This window comes from Chryseobacterium nakagawai (assembly GCF_900637665.1).
Classification (GTDB): Bacteria; Bacteroidota; Bacteroidia; order Flavobacteriales; family Weeksellaceae; genus Chryseobacterium; species Chryseobacterium nakagawai.
In genome coordinates this window covers 2,229,142-2,249,623 of the sequence record NZ_LR134386.1, presented here as the reverse complement: position 1 = coordinate 2,249,623, position 20,482 = coordinate 2,229,142, and the positions used below count along the sequence as shown (strand labels likewise).

At 35.9% G+C, this 20,482-nt stretch carries 18 protein-coding genes; 3 read left to right on the top strand and 15 right to left on the bottom strand.

From position 1 onward, the window contains the following. Window positions 1-73: 73 nt before the first annotated feature. Together EL260_RS10230 and EL260_RS10225 are read left to right on the top strand one after the other, a co-directional pair. Window positions 74-550, top strand: a complete 477-nt coding sequence (locus EL260_RS10230) for a lipocalin family protein (protein WP_123860175.1) — start codon at window positions 74-76, stop codon at window positions 548-550. Window positions 551-617: 67 nt separating this feature from the next. Next, window positions 618-1,274, top strand: coding sequence for a GDSL-type esterase/lipase family protein (locus EL260_RS10225; protein WP_123860174.1), 657 nt, complete (start codon window positions 618-620; stop codon window positions 1,272-1,274). Between the two features lie 31 nt (window positions 1,275-1,305). Here the strand turns inward: EL260_RS10225 and EL260_RS10220 are convergent, their stop codons facing one another. From EL260_RS10220 to EL260_RS10210, 3 genes are all read right to left on the bottom strand, one after another. Then, on the bottom strand, window positions 1,306-2,658 hold the full coding sequence (locus EL260_RS10220; RefSeq protein WP_123860173.1) for a DEAD/DEAH box helicase: 1,353 nt from the start codon (window positions 2,656-2,658) through the stop codon (window positions 1,306-1,308). A 127-nt stretch (window positions 2,659-2,785) separates the two neighbouring features. Next, complete coding sequence (locus EL260_RS10215) at window positions 2,786-3,295, bottom strand: hypothetical protein (RefSeq protein ID WP_164466630.1); 510 nt, start codon at window positions 3,293-3,295, stop codon at window positions 2,786-2,788. Between the two features lie 79 nt (window positions 3,296-3,374). Beyond that, window positions 3,375-5,024, bottom strand: coding sequence for an ABC1 kinase family protein (locus tag EL260_RS10210; protein ID WP_123860172.1), 1,650 nt, complete (start codon window positions 5,022-5,024; stop codon window positions 3,375-3,377). 223 nt (window positions 5,025-5,247) lie between these two features. Between EL260_RS10210 and EL260_RS25570 the strand changes: the two genes are divergently transcribed. After that, on the top strand, window positions 5,248-5,418 hold the full coding sequence (locus EL260_RS25570; protein ID WP_164466629.1) for a hypothetical protein: 171 nt from the start codon (window positions 5,248-5,250) through the stop codon (window positions 5,416-5,418). Window positions 5,419-5,473: 55 nt separating this feature from the next. Here EL260_RS25570 and EL260_RS10205 read toward each other — a convergent pair whose 3' ends face one another. From EL260_RS10205 to EL260_RS10150, 12 genes are all read right to left on the bottom strand, one after another. Beyond that, window positions 5,474-6,982 (bottom strand): bifunctional GNAT family N-acetyltransferase/carbon-nitrogen hydrolase family protein, encoded by a 1,509-nt coding sequence (locus EL260_RS10205; RefSeq protein WP_123860171.1) that lies wholly within the window; start codon window positions 6,980-6,982, stop codon window positions 5,474-5,476. Window positions 6,983-7,371: 389 nt separating this feature from the next. After that, the gene (guaA, locus tag EL260_RS10200) at window positions 7,372-8,901 is read right to left on the bottom strand and encodes a glutamine-hydrolyzing GMP synthase (protein ID WP_123860170.1); all 1,530 of its coding nucleotides are present in this window, start codon (window positions 8,899-8,901) and stop codon (window positions 7,372-7,374) included. Window positions 8,902-9,062: 161 nt separating this feature from the next. After that, the gene (gene purD, locus EL260_RS10195; protein WP_123860169.1) at window positions 9,063-10,301 is read right to left on the bottom strand and encodes a phosphoribosylamine--glycine ligase; all 1,239 of its coding nucleotides are present in this window, start codon (window positions 10,299-10,301) and stop codon (window positions 9,063-9,065) included. Between the two features lie 88 nt (window positions 10,302-10,389). After that, complete coding sequence (gene purH, locus EL260_RS10190; RefSeq protein ID WP_123860168.1) at window positions 10,390-11,907, bottom strand: bifunctional phosphoribosylaminoimidazolecarboxamide formyltransferase/IMP cyclohydrolase; 1,518 nt, start codon at window positions 11,905-11,907, stop codon at window positions 10,390-10,392. A gap of 185 nt (window positions 11,908-12,092) precedes the next feature. After that, window positions 12,093-12,656, bottom strand: a complete 564-nt coding sequence (gene purN / locus EL260_RS10185) for a phosphoribosylglycinamide formyltransferase (RefSeq protein ID WP_123860167.1) — start codon at window positions 12,654-12,656, stop codon at window positions 12,093-12,095. A gap of 76 nt (window positions 12,657-12,732) precedes the next feature. Continuing rightward, complete coding sequence (locus EL260_RS10180; protein WP_123860166.1) at window positions 12,733-13,149, bottom strand: hypothetical protein; 417 nt, start codon at window positions 13,147-13,149, stop codon at window positions 12,733-12,735. 75 nt (window positions 13,150-13,224) lie between these two features. Further along, complete coding sequence (purM, locus tag EL260_RS10175; protein WP_123860165.1) at window positions 13,225-14,217, bottom strand: phosphoribosylformylglycinamidine cyclo-ligase; 993 nt, start codon at window positions 14,215-14,217, stop codon at window positions 13,225-13,227. A 279-nt stretch (window positions 14,218-14,496) separates the two neighbouring features. Beyond that, window positions 14,497-15,048 carry an NADPH-dependent FMN reductase gene (locus EL260_RS10170; RefSeq protein WP_123860164.1) on the bottom strand — a complete coding sequence of 184 codons (552 nt, stop codon included), beginning with the start codon at window positions 15,046-15,048 and terminating at the stop codon, window positions 14,497-14,499. A gap of 103 nt (window positions 15,049-15,151) precedes the next feature. Continuing rightward, entirely contained in the window at window positions 15,152-15,880 is a 729-nt protein-coding gene (locus EL260_RS10165; RefSeq protein ID WP_123860163.1) for a pirin family protein, read from the bottom strand. Window positions 15,881-16,082: 202 nt separating this feature from the next. Next, complete coding sequence (locus EL260_RS10160; RefSeq protein ID WP_123860162.1) at window positions 16,083-17,249, bottom strand: MFS transporter; 1,167 nt, start codon at window positions 17,247-17,249, stop codon at window positions 16,083-16,085. 4 nt (window positions 17,250-17,253) lie between these two features. Beyond that, window positions 17,254-18,783, bottom strand: coding sequence for a GMC oxidoreductase (locus EL260_RS10155; RefSeq protein WP_123860161.1), 1,530 nt, complete (start codon window positions 18,781-18,783; stop codon window positions 17,254-17,256). Window positions 18,784-19,093: 310 nt separating this feature from the next. Continuing rightward, window positions 19,094-20,476, bottom strand: coding sequence for an MFS transporter (locus EL260_RS10150; protein WP_123860160.1), 1,383 nt, complete (start codon window positions 20,474-20,476; stop codon window positions 19,094-19,096). Between the last annotated feature and the right edge of the window lie 6 nt (window positions 20,477-20,482).

Here is a 20,482-nt window from a genome sequence, read left to right as displayed (position 1 = left end):
TTTAAAAAAAGATCATTTCATTACATATATTTCAAATTTATTTATATTTTAGCATATTCTTAAATTTGTGAAAATGAAAAAACAGCTACTTTTATTTGCCTTTTCAGCTCTGGCGCTTACTTCATGTAATGATGATAACCTTACAGCTTATGAAATGGATATTATGAAAGGGGATTGGAAAGAAGTAAAGACAGAAATTATTTCAGGAAAAGATAATAAAACTGTGCTTGAAACAACAACTCCAGAAGGATGTAGTGCTAAAAATACACTTTTCTTCAGAACGGATTATTATGTAAGTTATACTGCTTATGATGGAAATCCAGATGGAACCAATTGCCAATTTGCCGCTAAAAATGAAGGAAAATACACTTATAATACAGACTCTAAGGTCCTGAATATCCAACTTTCAGGAGATGAAGAGCTTGAAAATATGAGCTTCAGAGTTGATATGCTTACGCAAACTGAGCTTAGGCTAGCACAATTAGTAGGGAATTATGATAAAGATAAAGACAAGATTATAGATATCACGTATATTACTTATAAAAGATAAAAAACTTAAACTCCCGCTGATCGGGAGTTTTTTATTACTTTTATATCAAATTTTAAAACTGAATACAATGAAGAAGATCCTATCAGCATTTCTGTTGCTGTGTTTCACTATTGCCTTTTCTCAGGAAAAAAAGCCAATGTTCTGGCATGACATCCAGGAATTCAAAAAACAAGATCAACAAAATCCGCCACCACAAAACGCTATTTTATTAATAGGAAGTTCATCTTTTACCAAATGGACTGATGTAGCGGATTATTTCCCAACTAAAACCATCATCAACAGAGGTTTCGGGGGTTCAAGGCTTACAGATCTTAATTATTTTGCGGATGATCTTTTATCACCCTATCAGCCTAAGCAAATTATTATCTATTGCGGAGAAAATGATTTTGCAGATAATCATCAATTGAAGGCCCAAAAAGTAGTAAAGAGATACAAAAGTTTTTACAAAAAAATCCGTGAAAGATTTCCTAATATTGAAGTAGATTACATTTCAATGAAATACTCTCCGAGCAGAGAGCAGCTTTGGCCTCAAATCAAAGAAGCCAATGCCAAGATTGAAGCTTTTATGAAAAAACAGCCTCATGCTGAGTTCATAGATGTAACTAAAGCGATGGAAGATGCTAATGGAAAGGTAAGAAAAGACATTTTTGTAGAGGATATGCTTCACTTTAAACCTGAAGGATATCAAATCTGGACTAAAGTAATGACTCCTTATATGAAATAAAAAAACGGCTGAATATTCAGCCGTTTTTTTATTATTTTTTTCTCTTCGATTTAGAGATTGCTTTCTGCTGTGCTCTATTGGTTCCAAACTTCTTAGGTGCTTTTCTTTTTGAAGGACCACCCCAGTTTTCTTTGGTATTTTTCGCTTTTTTCTCATGGAAAGCTCCTCCACCCTCGTTCAGTTTTACCTGTGCAGGATTTTTCATTACTACTTCATCTTTCTCAGAAGCAATTTTGATCGGATTAATTTTAACATCTTCCGGGAAGTCGTTAAACTTTAGATCTTTATCCATTAAAAGCTCTATATCCAAAAGTAAAGGCTCTTCTTTTTTAGTAACAAAAGTCATTGCCTTACCTTCTTTATCTGCTCTACCTGTTCTACCGATTCTGTGGATATACTGTTCCGGGATATCAGGGGTTTCAAAGTTGATAACATGCGTAATATTTGAAATATCAAGACCTCTAGCCATTACATCTGTTGTAATCAAACCTCTTACCTCTTCATTTTCAAAGCTCTTCATGGCCTTAAGCCTATAGTTTTGAGACTTATTGGAGTGAATCACATCAAACTGCTCAGGAAAAAGCTCATCAATCTTAGTGAAAAGCAGGTCTGCATGTTTTTTATTATTATTAAAAATCAACACCTTAGACATGTCCGCATTATTTTTTAATAAATGCTCAAGAAGGTCGATCTTGGTATTGAAATTTTCAACTTTATAGGCAGTCTGCTCAATTTTTTCAAGCGGAGTTCCTGATTTTGCCAATGAAATTTCTATAGGACTTGCAAAATATTCATCTAGCATATCATCTACAGCTTCAGTCATTGTTGCTGAGAAAAGAATATTCTGTCTCTTCTCTTTCATCATTTCAAAAATGTGAGTCAATTGCGGTCTGAATCCAAGGTTAAGCATTTCATCAAATTCATCAATGATAAGCTTCTGAACTTCTTTAAGGGAAATAGCATTGTCTATGGAAAGGTCCATCACTCTACCTGGTGTTCCTACTAAAATATCACACCCGTCATTGAATAAAAGTTTCTGTGTGTTGATGTTTTTACCACCATATATTCCAATAACTCTTGCTGTAATATTTTCAGTCAGTTTCTCAAGAATTTCTGTTACCTGTACCACCAATTCTCTTGTAGGAACAAGTACTAGAACCGTTGGATTTCCTGTTTTACTGTATTTCCAAGTCTTCAGAACAGGCAAAAGATAAGCCAGGGTTTTCCCGGTTCCGGTTTGTGCAATTCCCATTACATCTCTCCCTGAAAGGATAGGCTTTAAACTCTTCTCCTGAATCGGGGTAGGCTCAAATAATTCTAAATCTGCTAAAACATCAAGAATTTTAACCGGCAGGTCAAAATCTGCAAAAGTGAGTTTTTCCATTTTGCAAAGATAGGTATTAATATTATAATCTAAAATCAGGTTTTAGTGAACAGAGAATGATTGTAAAAAAACAGATAAGATTTGGAGACATGAAGAAACTTTTGTATGCTTCAAAACTCTAATATTCTCAATTGACCTTTACACTTTTACTGCTTATTTTAATATCATCATCTTTCCATTCACTGGTGGTGATAATCACATTTCCTTTCTTTTCAGGATCTTTTTTAATCGGAAATTTATCTTCTTCCCACTGGTTGCAATGTGTTGAAATAGGATCTACAAGTGGTTTCCATCCTGTTTTTCCTAATGTATAGGCATAAAAAGAATGCCAACAGCTTGTACACCAATTGGGATAAAAACCAATCTCATCCTTTCCGTCATTGTTAAGGTCTCCCAGATTGTATAAAGCTCCTCCTTTAGCCATCGAAATCGTGAACGGCTTTATATTTTTATCACTGAAATAGATGGTAGTGTCACATTTACCGTCACATTCATCGGTACAGTCACTGATCTTAGCATAAACGTATTCTTTTGTTCCGTTTCCGTCAAAATCTCCTTGAGTTTTCTCTTGATTTCCTTCCTGAGCCATAGCAAATACGCCACAGAAAAGCATAATAGGTATCATTAGTTTTTTCATTGTTATATTTTTCGCGGTAGGGATATAAAAATTTGTAATCTTAACCGTACAATTTGAATCATTATAGCTTATGTCGCGATTATTTTCTAGTTACTCTTAGTAAAAGTATTAATATTAAAATAATTGAAAATATAAAACCCAAAACACCTACTAAAGATAATTCTCCTATTCTTGGTCCTGATTCTGAAACAAAGACAATGGCTGTAGCAATGATATTAGCTCCTAAAATCATGGCTAGAATCAGATTGATAACACTTGACTTTATCAGCTGATTGGTCTTTTCAATATTTTTGATCTCACTGGAAACCGTAAATTTATTTTCATCCAGCTTTTGAAGCACAGAGCGAAGTTCCTTAGGGATTTCATCTACATTATCCGTGAAATTCATCATCCGGTCCATGCTGGTTTTTAAAATATTTTTCGGACTGATCTTTTTAGTGAATATTTTTCGAGTGTAAGGATGAAGGCTTTTCACAATATCCAGATCAGGATTGATATTTCTTCCTACTCCTTCTATCAGGCTGATTCCTTTAAATAAAAGATAGAAATAATCAGGCATATACAACCTGTTATCCTTTAAAATATCTTTCATCTTATTGATAATGACCTGAACATTGATTTCCTTTAATGAGGAGCTGTGAACGAAGTTCAAAATGTCTTCCACATCGTTTTCAAATCTTCTTTCGTCAGGAATTTCATAGCTCACCGCCATTTTTTTGAGATAACGAACTATTTTATGTGAGTTTTTAGAAACAAAACTTACAATCAGATTTTCAAGAATCTCTTTATCATTAGGCTGAATCTTTCCAACCGCTCCAAAATCAATAAAGACAATCTTCCCATCTCTTTTTACTAAAATATTTCCCGCATGCGGATCTGCATGAAAGAACCCGTAATCTAAAATTTGGGAAACAAAAAGCCTTAATCCTGTCTCAGAAACTTTTACAGGATCAATATCATGGGCCAGGAGATCAGTCTTATCCGTCACCTTGATTCCATCAATAAATTCCATACAAAGAATATTGTTGTTGGAAAATTCTTCGTACACTTTAGGAACATAGGTTTCTTTATTATTTTTAAAATTGAGGCGAAACTGTTGGATATTATTCTTTTCATTAATCAAAGAAACTTCTTCTAATAAAGATCTTTCAAATGTAGAAATAGCCTGTTTCAGATTTAGCTTCTCTCCTATTTCCGAATACGCTGAAATTAATTTTTCAATATCTTTAATAAGCAATAGATCATCTTCAATTACTGATTGCACATCAGGCTTTCTAAGCTTCAAAATAACTTGACTTCCATCCAGCAAAATGGCTTTATAAACCTGTGCAATGGAAGCTGTCGCCAATGGTTCTTTCTCAATTTCCAGGAAATGATCCTTTACAGAGATATTAAACTCGCTTTCCAAAGCATCTTTCACATCCATATCTACTGTTTCTACTTTGTCTTGTAGCTTTTGCAATTCCTGAATCAGTTCCGGTGGCAACAAATCTTCTCTGTTACTGAATGTTTGTCCCAGTTTTACAAAAGTAGGCCCCAACTCTTCCAAAGCCAGTCTTATTCTTTCATAAACGGTACCTTTTGAAATTATTTCGTCAGAATTTCCTGAAAGATCTTCCTGTTTATTTCCGCCGTTCATTCTTGCAAGAATATCTTTAAAACCATATTTACTTAATACAGAAATCAGTCTTGCAGATCTTTTCAGTTTTCTTTGTTGCTTATCAAACATAGTGTATCAATAGTAAGTGCAATTTACTCCAAAAACTATTCCTAATAATTTTTAATTAAAAGATAAACATAACATTACGATTATGAAATTAAAAATATCATCACATAATCAATATTTTACATCATTATTTCTAAGCATAGTGAAAAAACAATGTTATGTATAGTAATATTTTATATATTTACAGAGTACAAACATTAAAACAAACCAATAAAAGTATTACAACATGAAAAATCTACGTAACAGCAAACTTTCAAGAGAGCAATTAAAAAATGTTTCAGGAAGCGGAATCATTATCGGTGGTGGAAAGTGCTCATATCAGTGCTGTCCTACTGATGGACTTCCACAATGCCCAGGATTAATTTGCCCTGCGGTAGTCTGCCCTCAGTATAAATAATATACTCAATAAATTTTAGGTAAAACAAAACAGAATGCTTTCGCATTCTGTTTTGTTATTTAAGATAGGTTTCATAAAGATCTTTTCTTCGGTCTTTCATCACCTGAACGGAGCCGTTATGATGAAGATCTTTCAATAAATTCAGATCTACATCTACAATTAAGGTCATTTCCGTATTAGGGGTAGCTTCTCCTTTCACGGCATTGGAAGGAAACGCAAAATCTGATGGGGTAAATACAGCTGCCTGTCCAAACTGAATATCCATATTGTTCACTTTAGGGAGATTACCTACACAACCTGCAATAGCGACATAGCATTCGTTTTCTATCGCTCTGGCTGCTGCACAGTGACGTACTCTCATATAAGCATTTTGAGTATCGGTAAGATAAGGAACAAATAATATTTTCATTCCTTGATCTGCCAGAATTCTCGGTAGTTCCGGAAACTCTACATCGTAGCATATCACGAGACCTATTTTACCACAATCTGTATCAAAAACTTTGATTTCATTCCCTCCTTTCATTCCATAATACCTCTTTTCATTGGGGGTAATATGAATTTTCCTGTATTCATCTATACGACCGTCACGGTGAAGAAGATAGCTGACATTATACAAATCATTCGTATCATTATCAAAAACAGGCATGCTTCCGGAAATGATATTGACGTTATAACTGATGGCCAGTTCGGAAATTTTCTTTTTAATCTCTTCAGTAAGCTTGGCAAGCTCTATCATACTGTCTCTTTCCGAAAGACTATTGAAAGGAGCCAGCAAAGGGGTATTAAACAGTTCCGGAAACAACACAAAATCTGATTTGTAGTCTCCCATTACATTCACAAAGAACTCAACCTGCTCATAAAATGCTTCTATATCTTTGAAATGCCTCATCTGCCATTGCACCAATCCAAGACGGATAATACTATCCTGCATGGTATTCGGGTTTTTGCTGTAGTAAATATTATTCCACTGCAGAAGGACCGCATTCTCTCTGGATGCTTCATCTTCGGGAAGGTATTTTTTCAACACCCTGATTGGCAGGAAATTATTGGAAAGCTGAAAAGACAACACAGGATCATAAATTTCCTTATCCCTAACTCTTCGTATATATTCTCTTGGAGAAAGTTCGTGGCTGTATTTATGATAACTCGGGATTCTACCTCCCAGAATAATGGATTTCAGATTCAAAAGCTCACAAAGTTCTTTTCTTGCGTCATATAGTCTTCTCCCAAGACGTAATTCGCGATATTCAGGATCTACAAAAACTTCTATTCCATATAAAACATTTCCTTTTGAGGTGTGGGTATTGAAGGTATAATTCCCTGTAATATCACTATAAGTATGATCGTCCCCGAATTCGTCATAATTTACAATAATAGAAAGCGCCACCGCTGCCAATTTTCCATCTACTGTGATACAGATTTGCCCATCAGGAAACATTCTTGTGAGTTTTTCTATACTTTTCTTAGACCATATGGATTCCGACATCTGTGGATACGCTCTTTTCATTGTTGCTGCCAACTCTTCATAATCCTGAACAGTCAGGGGTCTTGTTTCTATTTGCATTTGATGTAATTTTACTTAAATTTAGTGAAAATTTGTTTTTAACAGGTAATTACTAAGCAAAACATTAACCAAAGCACCAATTAAAAATGGTAATAGTTTTTCGAATCAAAGCGAATGCACTATTTGTAAAAAACTTTAGACAAAGGGCAAGATATTTTCAGCATCTGAAATAAATATTCAAGAGGTCAAAAGTATTCTTTACTTTTATTTAATAGGAGCATTGTTATTAAACTATCTTATCTACCATAAGCATATACTGTTCAAATTAATATATTGTTTATTAATCACTTTAAATGTTTTACTTATCATTTTTTCTTTAAAACAATTCTAATAAAAAAATCCTACCCGAATAAACGGATAGGATTTATATTTAAAATTCAAGTCAAAAATTATTCCCACTCAATGGTTGCCGGTGGTTTGCTTGAAATATCGTAAGCTACTCTGTTGATCCCTCTTACTTCATTGATGATTCTGCTGGAAACAGTATCTAAGAACTCATAAGGAAGTCTGCTCCAAGTTGCCGTCATAAAGTCGATCGTGTTAGCCGAACGAACTACTGCTGTATATTCGTAAGTTCTTTCGTCACCCATTACTCCTACAGATTTTACCGGAAGCAATACTACGAATGCCTGAGATACTTTTTCGTAAAGGTCATTTTTGTATAATTCCTCAATGAAAATATCATCAGCCTCCTGAAGGATTCTTACTTTTTCAGCATCTACAGCACCTAATACTCTGATTCCTAATCCAGGTCCAGGGAACGGGTGTCTGTATACCAAGTGATGAGGAATTCCTAATTCTTCTCCCACTCTTCTTACTTCATCCTTGAAAAGTTCTCTTAATGGCTCTAATAGCTCGAATTCCATATCTTCAGGAAGTCCTCCAACATTGTGGTGAGACTTAATTACTGCAGAAGGTCCGTTTACAGACTGACTTTCAATAACATCAGGATAAATAGTACCCTGAGCCAGGAATTTAGCACCTTCAATTTTGTGAGATTCTTCATCAAATACATGGATAAATTCGTTTCCAATAATTTTTCTCTTCGCTTCAGGATCATCTACTCCTGCTAATTTTGAAAGGAATCTTTCTTGAGCATCTACCATTTTAATGTTCATATGGAAGTGTTCACCATACTGATCCATTACTTTTTTCCCTTCATCTTTTCTCAATAATCCTGTATCAACAAAAATACAAGTTAGCTGATCTCCGATTGCTTTATGAATTAAAACAGCCGCTACAGATGAATCAACACCTCCTGAAAGACCAAGGATAACCTTGTTGTCTCCTACTTTTTCACGGATTTCTTCAACTGTTTTCTCGATATAGTTGGTCAGTTTCCAGTTTTTCTCTGCATTACAAATTCCGAATACGAAGTTTTCAAGCATCTTCCCTCCTTCTTCCGTATGAGAAACTTCTGGGTGGAACTGAACGCAGAAGATTTTTTTATCTTCATTGGAAATAGAAGCAATAACTCCTGATTTTGCATTTAGTTCAAAACCTGCGGGCAGTTCTCCAACTTCATCAAAGTGGCTCATCCAAACTACAGAGTTCTGAGTTACTCCTTTTAATAAAGAGCTCTCTTTAACGATCTCAAGATTGGCCTTTCCATACTCCCCTTTCTCTCCTTTGTTTACTTTTCCTCCTAAAAGGTGAGCCGTCATCTGCATTCCATAGCAAATACCCAAAACAGGTACTCCCTGCTCATATAATTCTTTTTCAACCAGGTGAGCATTTTCTGCGTTCACAGAACTTGGTCCCCCGGAAAGGATAATTCCTTTTGGCTGCTTTGCTAAAATATCTTGTAAAGGTGTATTGAAAGGTAAGATTTCAGAGTACACCCCCATCTCACGGATTCTTCTTCCGATAAGCTGGTTGTACTGGGATCCGAAATCTAAAATAATAATACCGTTGTTCATTTTTGATGATTGATTTGTTTGAAAGATTTCAGATTTCAGACCTCAGATTTCAGATTATTAATCTGAAGCCCGGGTTCTGTCATCTGAGTTCTTATTTCTAATTATTAACTGCTTTACAAAAAAAGACTTGGAATGGCTCCAAATCTTTTTTCATGATTTTATTAAAACTTTCCGATGTCTTCTCTGTAGAAGCCGTAATCGAAATGTACATGACCTGCGTCTTCATAAACTTTTTTGCGGGCATCTTCGAAAGTAGCACCTGTAGCTACAATGTTCAATACTCTACCACCATTGGAAACTACTTTATCTCCTTTTGTGATCGCTCCTGCATATAACAGTTTACTGTGTTTTACTTTGTCTTCTCCTGTAATTTCGAAGCCTGTTTCAATGTTTCTTGGGTAACCTCCTGAACACATTACCAAACAAACTGCTTTTTCGTCTTTAAACTTAAGCTGGATGTCTTTTCCATCCATACAGTCCTGGATCACATCTAAAAGATTGTTTTCCATAAGTGCCATCAACACCTGAGTTTCAGGATCTCCGAATCTCATGTTATATTCAAGAAGATAAGTTCCGTTCTTAGTTACCATTAATCCGAAGAAAATGATTCCCTTGAAACTGAATCCTTCTGCTTTAAGACCTTTAATAGTAGGTTCTAAAATATTTTGCTCAAAATCAGCATAGTGTCCCTGAGTGAATTCCGGGCTTGGAGCCACTGAACCCATACCTCCTGTATTTGGTCCTGTATCTCCGTTTCCAGCTTTCTTATAATCTTTTGCTGCAATACAAGGGAATAATTTCTCGCCGTTTGAGAAAGCGATGATGGATGCTTCAAAACCTTGTAAATATTCTTCGATTACTAAACGGATACCAGCGTCTCCATAGATTCTTCTAATCATGAAGTCGTGGATCGTAGCTTCAGCTTCTTCAAGGTTGTCACAGATAACTACCCCTTTTCCACCTGCTAAACCACTCGCTTTAATCACTAAAGGATACTGTTGTGTCTGGATGTATTCTTTTGCTTCATTATATGAATCAAATACTACCGCTTTAGCTGTCTTGATATCATAGGTCTGCATAAATTTCTTAGAGAAAGCCTTACTTCCTTCCAGGCTTGCTACTTTCTGAGTAGGTCCGAAAACCTTAAGGTCATGCTTTTTGAACTCATCCTTGATTCCTGCTACCAATGGAGCTTCCGGGCCAACAATGGTTAAATCAACCTTCTCTTTAATAGCGAAATCTCTAAGTTCTTTGATTTCTGATAAATGAACATTTTTCCCTATTGCATCGGTAGTAGCATTCCCGTTGGCAAAAAACATTTTAGAAATTCTTGGGTCATTCTGAAGTTTTACTGCTAAAGCAGATTCTCTACCGCCTTCACCTATGATTAATATTCTCATACTTTATTTATTATCTAGTCTTATTCTACAAATATATAATTTTGGATGCTAAAATTACAATCCCTAATTATTTTTAATTCTATTTTAATTAGTGGAAAAAGTGTCTAACCCCAGTAAACATCATTGGAATACCGTGCTCATTAGCAGCTTCTATACTGTCCTGATCTTTTACACTTCCTCCAGGCTGGATGATTGCTTTAATACCTTCCTGAGCGCAAAAATCTACGACATCACGGAAAGGGAAAAAAGCATCAGAAGCTAATACTAAATCTCCTGTGAATTTTTCTTTTGCTCTTTCAATGGCCTGTTGCGTAGCCCAGATTCTGTTTACCTGTCCACCTCCGATTCCAAAAGCCTGGATCCCGTTGGAAACCACAATAGCGTTAGATTTCACGTATTTCACAACTCTCTGAGAGAAAAGCAATGCTTTTTTCTGTTCTTCTGTAGGCTGAGTTTCAGTAACTACTTTGATGTCATCAGAGAAGTGTAAATCATTATCCTGAACCAAGATACCACCGTCTACTTTTACCCATGTTTTCTTGTCAGAAACAGGGTTTATGATTTTGATGATTCTCAGGTTTTTCTTTTTTCTTAAAATTTCAAGAGCTTCTTCGTCGAAATCCGGAGCCATTACAATCTCAAGGAATGTTTTATTCAGCTCTTCAGCCGTTGCAGCATCGATCTTATAGTTCATAGCAACAATTCCGCCAAAGATAGAAACCGGATCACATTCGAAAGTTTTTTGATAAGTTTCTAATGCTGATGTACCAATCGCTACTCCACAAGGGGTAGAGTGCTTTACTGCACAACAAGCCATCTCTTCTTTGAACTCAGTAACTACTTTCCAGCAAAGGTCCATATCACGAAGGTTATTGAAAGAAAGCTCTTTACCTCCAAGCTGTTCGAAGTCTTTCATAGCTCCGTTCTCGAAAGTAGAAACATAGTAAGCTGCTGACTGGTGAGGGTTTTCACCGTATCTAAGATCAGAAACTTTTTTGTAAGATGCACTTAAATACGTTGGATATTCCTCATCTAAAAGCATTCTTGAAATAGCAGCATCATAAGCTGATGTAAGATTGAATACCTTTCCTGCAAGCTTCTTACGGGTTTCAATATAAGTATCCCCGTTTTGCTCCATTTCTATTTTTACTGTTGTATAATCTTCTACATCAGTAATTACCGTAACAGAATCAAAGTTTTTCGCTGCAGAACGAAGCATTGATGGACCTCCGATATCGATAAACTCTACTTTCTCGTGTAAAGAAATGTTTTTGTTCACATTTTCAAAGAAAGGATAAAGGTTTACGATCACCATGTCAATCAGACCAATTCCGTACTCCTGAACGGTTTTCATGTGCTCTTCGTTGTTACGAACCGCTAACAGTCCACCGTGAACTTTTGGATGTAAGGTTTTCACTCTTCCGTCCAACATTTCAGGGAAATTGGTTACCTCATCAATCTGAATTGGATTTAAACCAGCGTCTTTCAAATGTTTGAACGTTCCTCCTGTGGAGATCAACTCATAATTCTGAGCTTCCAAAAACTGTGCGAATTCAATTAATCCACTTTTGTCAGAAACACTGATTAAAACTCTCTTTTTACTCATTTTACTTTCGATTTTTACTTTTCACAGTTATTTCAAACTGTATCCGGGTCTTTCACCTCCGGATTACTTTTTATTTTACTTAGATTTTTTTTTCAATATAACTATAACAATGAGATTCTTCGCTATGCTCAGAATGACAATTACAATTATTGGTAAACTGGTACATTGTTATATTGGTATATTATTTATTTCCCCAGGACTTTATTGATCGCTAACGGAAATATCTCATATTCAATCTGGTGAACTTTCTGGGCTAAGGTTTCGGGAGTATCCTCTGCCGTTACTTCAAAAGATTTCTGAAGAATAGCCTCTCCTTCATCAATACCCGGTGTTACAAAATGAACTGTTGCCCCACTTTCTACCTCTTTAGCTTCAATAACAGCATTATGAACGTTCATTCCCCACATTCCTTTTCCACCGAATTTCGGAAGCAAAGCCGGATGAATATTGATTATTTTCCCATTCCAGTTTTCACAGAATTCAGGTTTTAAAATGGATAGGAACCCTGCCAATACAATAAGATCTGTATTTTGTGGAATTACTTTAGCCAATTCGCTGCTGAAATTCTTTCCTCTTGGAATCAGTATGTTTTCTATATTATGATTCTTCGCTCTTTCCAATCCGAAACATTCTCTGTCAGCAACCACCAGACTTACTCTTGCATTCTGAATTTCTCCAGCTTCAATAGTATCAATGATTCTCTGCAGATTGGTTCCTGAACCAGATACAAGCACTACAATGTTCTTCATATTTATTTGATAGCCTTCTGTCAAGATTTAAAACCTTGACAAGGTTCTTTTTACATCTTACAGTTTCCTGTTTGATTTATTTAATTATTACCCGATGTGTTCCATCCAGTCTTTCTATTTCCTCAACATAAAACCTTGGAGCGGAATCACTGCATCCTGATCTTGAATCCTGTTCCAAACGACCTTTCAATTTATATGTCATGTAATATTGATCGGTCCGATTATCATAAAAATAATCTTTAAAATCGATGGGATCAAGACTATTTTCTGTTTCAGGATTTATATCTTTTCCCAATAAAAAGTTATATCGTGAGTCGTTTACTTTTTTAACTTTGGCGTCATCATTTTCGTCTCCGCAGGCATATTGCATAAATGTAGCTTCGATGGTAATGAGTTCTCCTAAAGATGTTTTATGTTTCCAGCTATTAAATCCCCAATATCCGACTCCGAGGAAGAGGAGGAGTATGAGACAATAACGGATGGATTTTTTCATTTTATAATGTAACAATGTATCAGTCTAGCAATGTAACAATGATTTTAATTGGTACATTGCTATATTGTTAAATTATTATAGTGATAATTTGATTTTTTCTTCTCCTTCAGTGATTTCACCAATTTCGTAAGCATCATCTAAAAGGTGTAATACTTTTTCGGCATGTTCAGCATCTACAACAATCACCATCCCTACACCCATATTGAAAGTACCGTGCATTTCTTCACGAGCAATTCCACCTCTCTTCTCCAGCTCAAGCATTACACTTGGAATTCTGATTTTAGAACCGTCGATAGAAGCACAAAGCCCTTCAGGAATAATTCTTGGTACGTTTTCGTAAAGACCACCACCTGTAATGTGAGCAATTCCGCCTACTTTTACTTCTTCCAATACTTTATGAATATCTTTGAAGTATAATCTTGTCGGAACTAAAAGGGTTTCATATAATGGTTTTCCTTCAAACTCCTCTTCGAAGTTAGGGAATACTTTTCTTACTAAAGAGAATCCGTTGGAGTGAAATCCTGAGCTTGGCAATGCAATAATTTTGTTACCTGCTTTGATGTTTGAACCATCAATGATCTGGTCTTTTTCTACAATTCCTACGCAGAATCCGGCAACATCATAATCTCCAGGCTGGTACATTCCCGGCATTTCAGCAGTTTCACCACCGATTAATGCACAGTTATTATCTTTACAAGCATTCACCATTCCTAAAACGATTTCAGCTGCAATTTCAGAATCAAGCTTTCCACAAGCTAAATAATCTAAGAAGAATAAAGGTTTAGCACCGTGGCAAAGAATATCGTTAGCACACATTGCAAAACAATCTACTCCAATAGAGTCATATTTTTTGGTATCTAAAGCTACTTTCAGCTTAGTTCCTACTCCATCTGTTCCTGAAACAAGAACCGGATTTTTGTATCCACCAATTTCATAGAAAGCACCAAAGCTTCCCAAATGGTTTAATACATTGGAATTATGGGTCTCACCCACTGCTTTTTTGATCTTGTCAACCGTTTTGTATCCTTCTTCTTTGTCTACTCCTGCTGATTTGTAAGTGTTGCTCATGTCTGCTTAGATTTTTTAGATCATCGGATTCCAGTTCTCAGATTATGTATGATCTGATGCCTGTAGTCTTACTATCTTTATATATTTCAATTTACTTTTTATTTCAAATTTAGAAAACAAAAAAGCCGACAATCTTTTCAGATTATCGGCCGTTATTTTATCTCAGAATTTCAGAGCCCACAATTTTCCCTTTATGAGAAAAACATTGTTTATAGGAGGTCTGAATTTTCATCTCTTTTCTTTTTGCAAAAATAGTAATTTTAAATGAATATTCAAATTCTATTTTTCAAGGATGGTTTCAATCGCCGCAATCTTCTTTATTTTTTCTTTTAATTCACTGTTTTTCTCAGCATTAGAGATTTTTTGCTCAGCTTTATCAAAGTTATCATTGAAGAAAGGAAGTGAGAAAGTTTCTACCACATTTCCACCATGAAAAGGAAAACGCTTAGAGGCAGCTTCCAAAACTCCTGCTCCACCTCTACCTCCTGGTGATGTAGACATCAATAGCATTGGCACTTCATTCCATACGGTTCTGTCTTTGATTCTGGATACCCAATCAAATACATTTTTGAATGCTGTAGAATACGTACCGTTATGCTCTCCCAAAGAAACTAATAGTAAATCTGCGCCATCAATTTTTGCAGCAAAATCGTGTGCTTCCTGAGGAACTCCTCCTGCTAATTCTCTTTCATGCTTATAGATTGGCATTTCGAAAGGATTTAAATCGATCACTTCTACTTCTCCTTTATCAAATAATGTTGACGCATAGGCTACCAACTGCTTGTTCATTGAAACTTCTGAGTTACTTCCTGCTATTGCTAAGATTTTCATATGTAGTATTTATTTTTAAGTTATATAAAATCAACACGCGTAATGATTTCACTCATGTTGATTTTATATTATTTTTAATTTTTAAGGATACAAATTTAGTTTTTTATTTAAGATAAGAAGGCAACTCCATCGGTACTTCCATTAATAATATTTCAGTGTCTTCTATAGCTTCAATATTAAAGCTTTGGGTATCCCAGATTCCCAATCCGTCTCTTTCATTCAACACACGGTCTCCTACTTTTGCACTTCCTTTTAAAACGAATGCGTATACTCCATTGTCTTTTTTGTTCAACATATAGTTTTTACCGTTTCCTTTTTTGAAGTTGGCGATATTAAACCACGCATCCTGATGAATCCATACTCCGTCATCATTTTTATTAGGTGATAAAATCTGTTGGAATCCATTGATCTTTTCACCTTCTTTAATGCTTTTCTGGTCATATCTTGGCGCAACATTCAATTCTTTAGGGAACACCCAGATCTGTAAGAACTTTACTTCTTCGTCTTTATTTTTGTTGTATTCACTATGTTGTACTCCGGTTCCGGCACTCATCACCTGAATCTCCCCTTTTTTAATTACCGCCGTAGTACCCATTGAGTCTTTATGTTCCAGATCTCCTTCTAAAGGAATGGAAATAATTTCCATATCCCTGTGCGGGTGTGTTCCGAATCCCATTCCCTGAGAAACGGTATCGTCGTTCAATACTCTTAATACTCCAAAGTTCATTCTGTCTTTGTTCTGATAGTTTGCAAAACTGAATGTGTGGTAAGAGTTTAACCAACCATGATTTGCATGGCCTCTTGAATCTGCTTTATGATATACTGTTTTCATTTCTTGATTATTTATGGTACAAATGTACGGGATGGAATGGTCATAAAAAGTTGATGTAAGATAAGAAAGAAAACTTAAGGACAAAGAAGGCTGTGAAAGATAAAGGTTAGGATAGCTTTCTCGCAGATCACACATATTCTACAGATGTTTATGTTTTATTCTTCCTGTTTTTCAGATTCCAGCCAACTCTTATCTCCTTTTCCTAAAATGCTTCTTTAATTTTAGACCCTTTCTTCAAATAAAAGAATAAGACACAGATAATCAACATCAGCACTATCAGTATTCCAAGAATGACAGAGATATAATTAGAAAAATGCCCAAGAACATTCGTTACAATCCCGGTTCCGATTTGATTGGCAGCCATAAGAAATCCTGAAACTAACACTGAATAGGTTGGAAATTCAACCGTGCCCCAACCCATAGAACCAGGAAATATACTTCCCATACAAAATCCTATTAAAAACATCATCAGTAATAAAATATGGATATTGGGATAGATCAGCAGCAGTAAAAGTAAAAGACCTACCCAAAGTGGAGCGGTTATAAAGAATAAAGACAAGTCAAATTTTTTAGAAAATACTCCGAATAAAAGCCTGTTTAAAGCAATTCCACCCCAGAATAAAGATAAGCCAAGGCTTGCATTACCATTATCCAACCCTTTATTTTTAAGAATTACCCCTCCAAAACTCCCAAAAGTTCCTTCTACACAACCGTATAAAATGATAGCAGCAAAAAATATCCATAGCTTTTGAGGAATTTTAAAATGATCAGGAAGCTCGAAAAATGTTCCTTTATCAATTTTAAGCAATAAAAAGACGATGAAAACAAAGCTCACCACAATGAATATTAATCCGGGAACATACATCCAATATTTAACATCTCCTATCACATTCATCATCAATGGAGAGGTTGACGTCCCCAATCCTACCAGAAACTGAAGGATTAAAATAGCTGAAGAGTTTTTTTTCTCAAATAAACTCGCGGCCAAAGGGTTGAGGGTTGTAATGGAAAATCCAAATCCCATTCCTGTACAGGCAACTAAAATCAAGAGTATAGGAAACAATAATGATTTTTCAGTGATAAAATAATGCAGAAACCATAGAGTACCTGTTGAGGCAAGCATTAACAATACACCAATAGCTAACATTATCTTAGGTCCCCATTTATTAACCAAAAACGGGGCACTTAAACATGAAACAATAATACAGATTACCTGAGGTACAAACAAATTACCAAACTGAGAGGAAGAAAGTGCAAACAAAGAAGAATCCATAAAAGCATTTCCCAATGCCGGAAAAATCACAAAATTTACTCCGGTAAGAAAGGCCAATAAGAAAACAACAATGATAATAAGTTTCTTAGAATCCATCAATTTACTTTAAAACATCATTTTTGAGATACTCTCCTACTCTTAAGGCCATTGCAATAATCGTAAGCGCCGGATTTACCGCTCCGCTGGAAACAAAGAATCCGCCGTCCACAATGTATAGATTTTCCAGATCATGGGCTTTGCAGTAAGTATCAACTACCGAAGTTTCAGGATCAAGCCCCATCTTTGTTGTTCCATTTTGATGGGCGGGTGATGCAATATCCATTCCTTTACTGAAGTAATATCCTTTGAAGAGGAAGCTTTCAAATTTCCCTGATGCTTTTAAAGCTTTGATCAATTCTGCTTTTAAGAACTCATGTCCTTTCTGGTTATTGTCTGTGTAACTAATTTTAATTTGTCCGTCTTCGACCGTTACCCGGTTTTCAGAATCCGGTAAATCTTCTGAGGTCAGCCAGAAATCAACCGCATGTTTTGCCATTAAATCAAAGGTAAAGCCTGGAGCAGGAATCGGACTGTCTGCTTTAATCTGGTTTTCATCTGATTTGCCTAACATCTGAATATGTCCTAAAGGAAATTCATATCCTCTGGCAGCATGATAGAAATCGTTGATTCCAAATGTCTTTCCAAATTTTGTAGGATTAGGCTCCGTATACAAAGCGATCAAAGCTGTATTCTGATGAAACATATAGTTTCTTCCCACCTGGTCTGAAGTATTGGCAAGCCCATTGGGAAACTGATTGTTTTTACTTTGCAACAATATTGCTGCCGAGTTAATTGCTCCTGCTGAAAGAACGACAAGATCTGCGGTCAATGCTTTGGTGCCATCTCCCTGTTCTATAATAACTTCAGTAATTCTTTTTCCTGAGCTATCGGTATTGAGCTTTACAACTTTTGCATTCGTCATCAATTCTACATCTGGATATTCCAATGCTTTTGACAAGGCACAAAGATGAGCATCTGCTTTTCTTTCAGAAGCATCGGGGAAGCCATCAAAACGATCTAATGTATAAGGAGCATTAGCAGTACTGTGAGGCTTAAAGTTGACTCCGATGGGCAATTCAAAAGGATGCAGTCCATAATCTGTTAATTCATCAACAATTTCCTGAATTCTTGGTTCGTGAGGTAATGGCAAATGAGGATAAGGTTCCGATTCAAAAGGCTCAGTAGGATCAGATCCTCTTTTTCCATGCACATAAAAAAGTTTTTCGGCTTCCAAATAATAAGCTTTTAAATCATCATATTGGATAGGCCAGGCAGGAGAAACACCATCATAATGCTGAATTTCCTTAAAATCCTCTTCTCTTAGACGAAATAAAGCTGCTCCATAGAATTTGGTATTTCCACCCACATTATAGTGCATTCCCGGTCGAAAAGTCTTTCCGTGTTTATCCAGCCAAACCTCGGTTGTTGTATATCTGTTTTTCTGAAAAACCTCTACAGAATTCCAGTTTTCTTTTTCCACCGGAACATAATCTCCTCTTTCCAGAATCAGTATCTTCTTTCCACTATCAGCCAGTTTATAAGCGATAGTAGAACCACCAGCTCCGGTTCCTATGATGATGATATCGTACATTTTTTAGAATTTGGTGTATCTAATTTAGAGATAAAAAAGTCAGAACCAGCTTAACAAAATGTTAATTTTCAACCTATTGAACATATTTTTATTTCACACAGATTCCGCAGATTTTTATCTACGTAATAAGGTATTACTCAATTTAATTTTTAATCCAATCTGTGAGATTATTATAAATTATAATGAAAAGTGATATAGGTTTTGGAAGGGATTTAAAATATGAAAGCGGGCTAAAGCCCGCTTCTAGTGAATTTTGATACTATTATTTTATAGATGTTATGCTTGTCGATTGTCGTCTTTATATATTTAACTAAAAATGTACCTGCTTGATCTCTTCTTCAATCTCTTTAGGTGTTTCATCCTCAGATTTAACAAAGATCATCGTTACTACAGCCCCAATCAGCATGCAGACCCCACCTACCACCACATAATCCATGGCTTGTTTGCCAAAAATACTGCTTACAATAGGTCCCCCAAATAAACCATTGATGATCTGCGGAATGACAATAAAGAAATTGAATATTCCCATATAAACGCCCATTTTTCTCTGTGGAATCACTTCAATCAACATTGCATAAGGCATTGCCAGGATACTGGCCCAGGCAAATCCTAATCCAATCATTGAAATCCATAGATGATCTACATCTTTAATAAAATACATAGAAATTAATCCTAAACCTCCACATAATAAAGCTAAAGCGTGGGTCTGCTTTTTACCTATCCATTTAGCAATCGGTGTCAGTAAAAATGCAAAAGGAATAGCCCACAGGTTGTACATTCCAAACAACTTACCTGTTAAATCTCCGGCGTCATTGAATGCTTTTGAATGGGTATCTTCAGGAGAGAGTCCCAAATGATGGGTGGCCAAAGCACTAGTGGTAAATACCCACATCGTAAATAATGCAAACCATGAGAAGAACTGAACAATTCCCAGTTTTTTCATTTGAGCAGGAATACCTGCAAAATCTTTAAAGATATCGGAGAATTTAGATTTTTCATGCTCTATCTCTTTTCCATCTTCAAATGCAGCAAATTCTTCAGGAGAGTATTCTTTAGTTGTAATAATGGTATACAGAATAGAAATAATCAGTAATACTGCTCCTACATAAAAGGAATAAATTACATTGTCAGCAACAAAACCTTTAGGTGCTACGTTAGACACTCCTAATTTAGTCAGCCAATCCGGTAAATAAGACCCCAGTACAGCTCCAAAACCGATCAGAATCGTTTGTACCGAAAACCCAATTGTTCCCTGATGTTTGGGAAGCATATCACCCACCAAAGCTCTGAAGGGTTCCATGGCAACATTTACGGAAGCATCCATCATCGCCAGGAAAATTACAGCTAATAAAAGGGCGTTAGCAGCAAACATTTGAGTTACAGAAGCAGCATTCGGAAGCAATACCAATCCTATAGCACACAAAACAGCACCAATCAGGAAATAAGGTTTCCTTCTCCCCAACGGACTCCAGGTATTATCTCCCATATGTCCGATAATAGGCTGCACAATGAGTCCCGTAATGGGAGCTACCAGCCAGAACCAGGATAATTCGTGAACATCTGCTCCTAAATTAGCAAGAATACGGCTTGCATTTCCATTCTGTAATCCGAATGCCATTTGGATTCCCAGGAACCCCATACTCATGTTGATAATCTGAGTAAGTGAAAGTTCCGGTTTCATTTTTCCAGCCATCGTTAT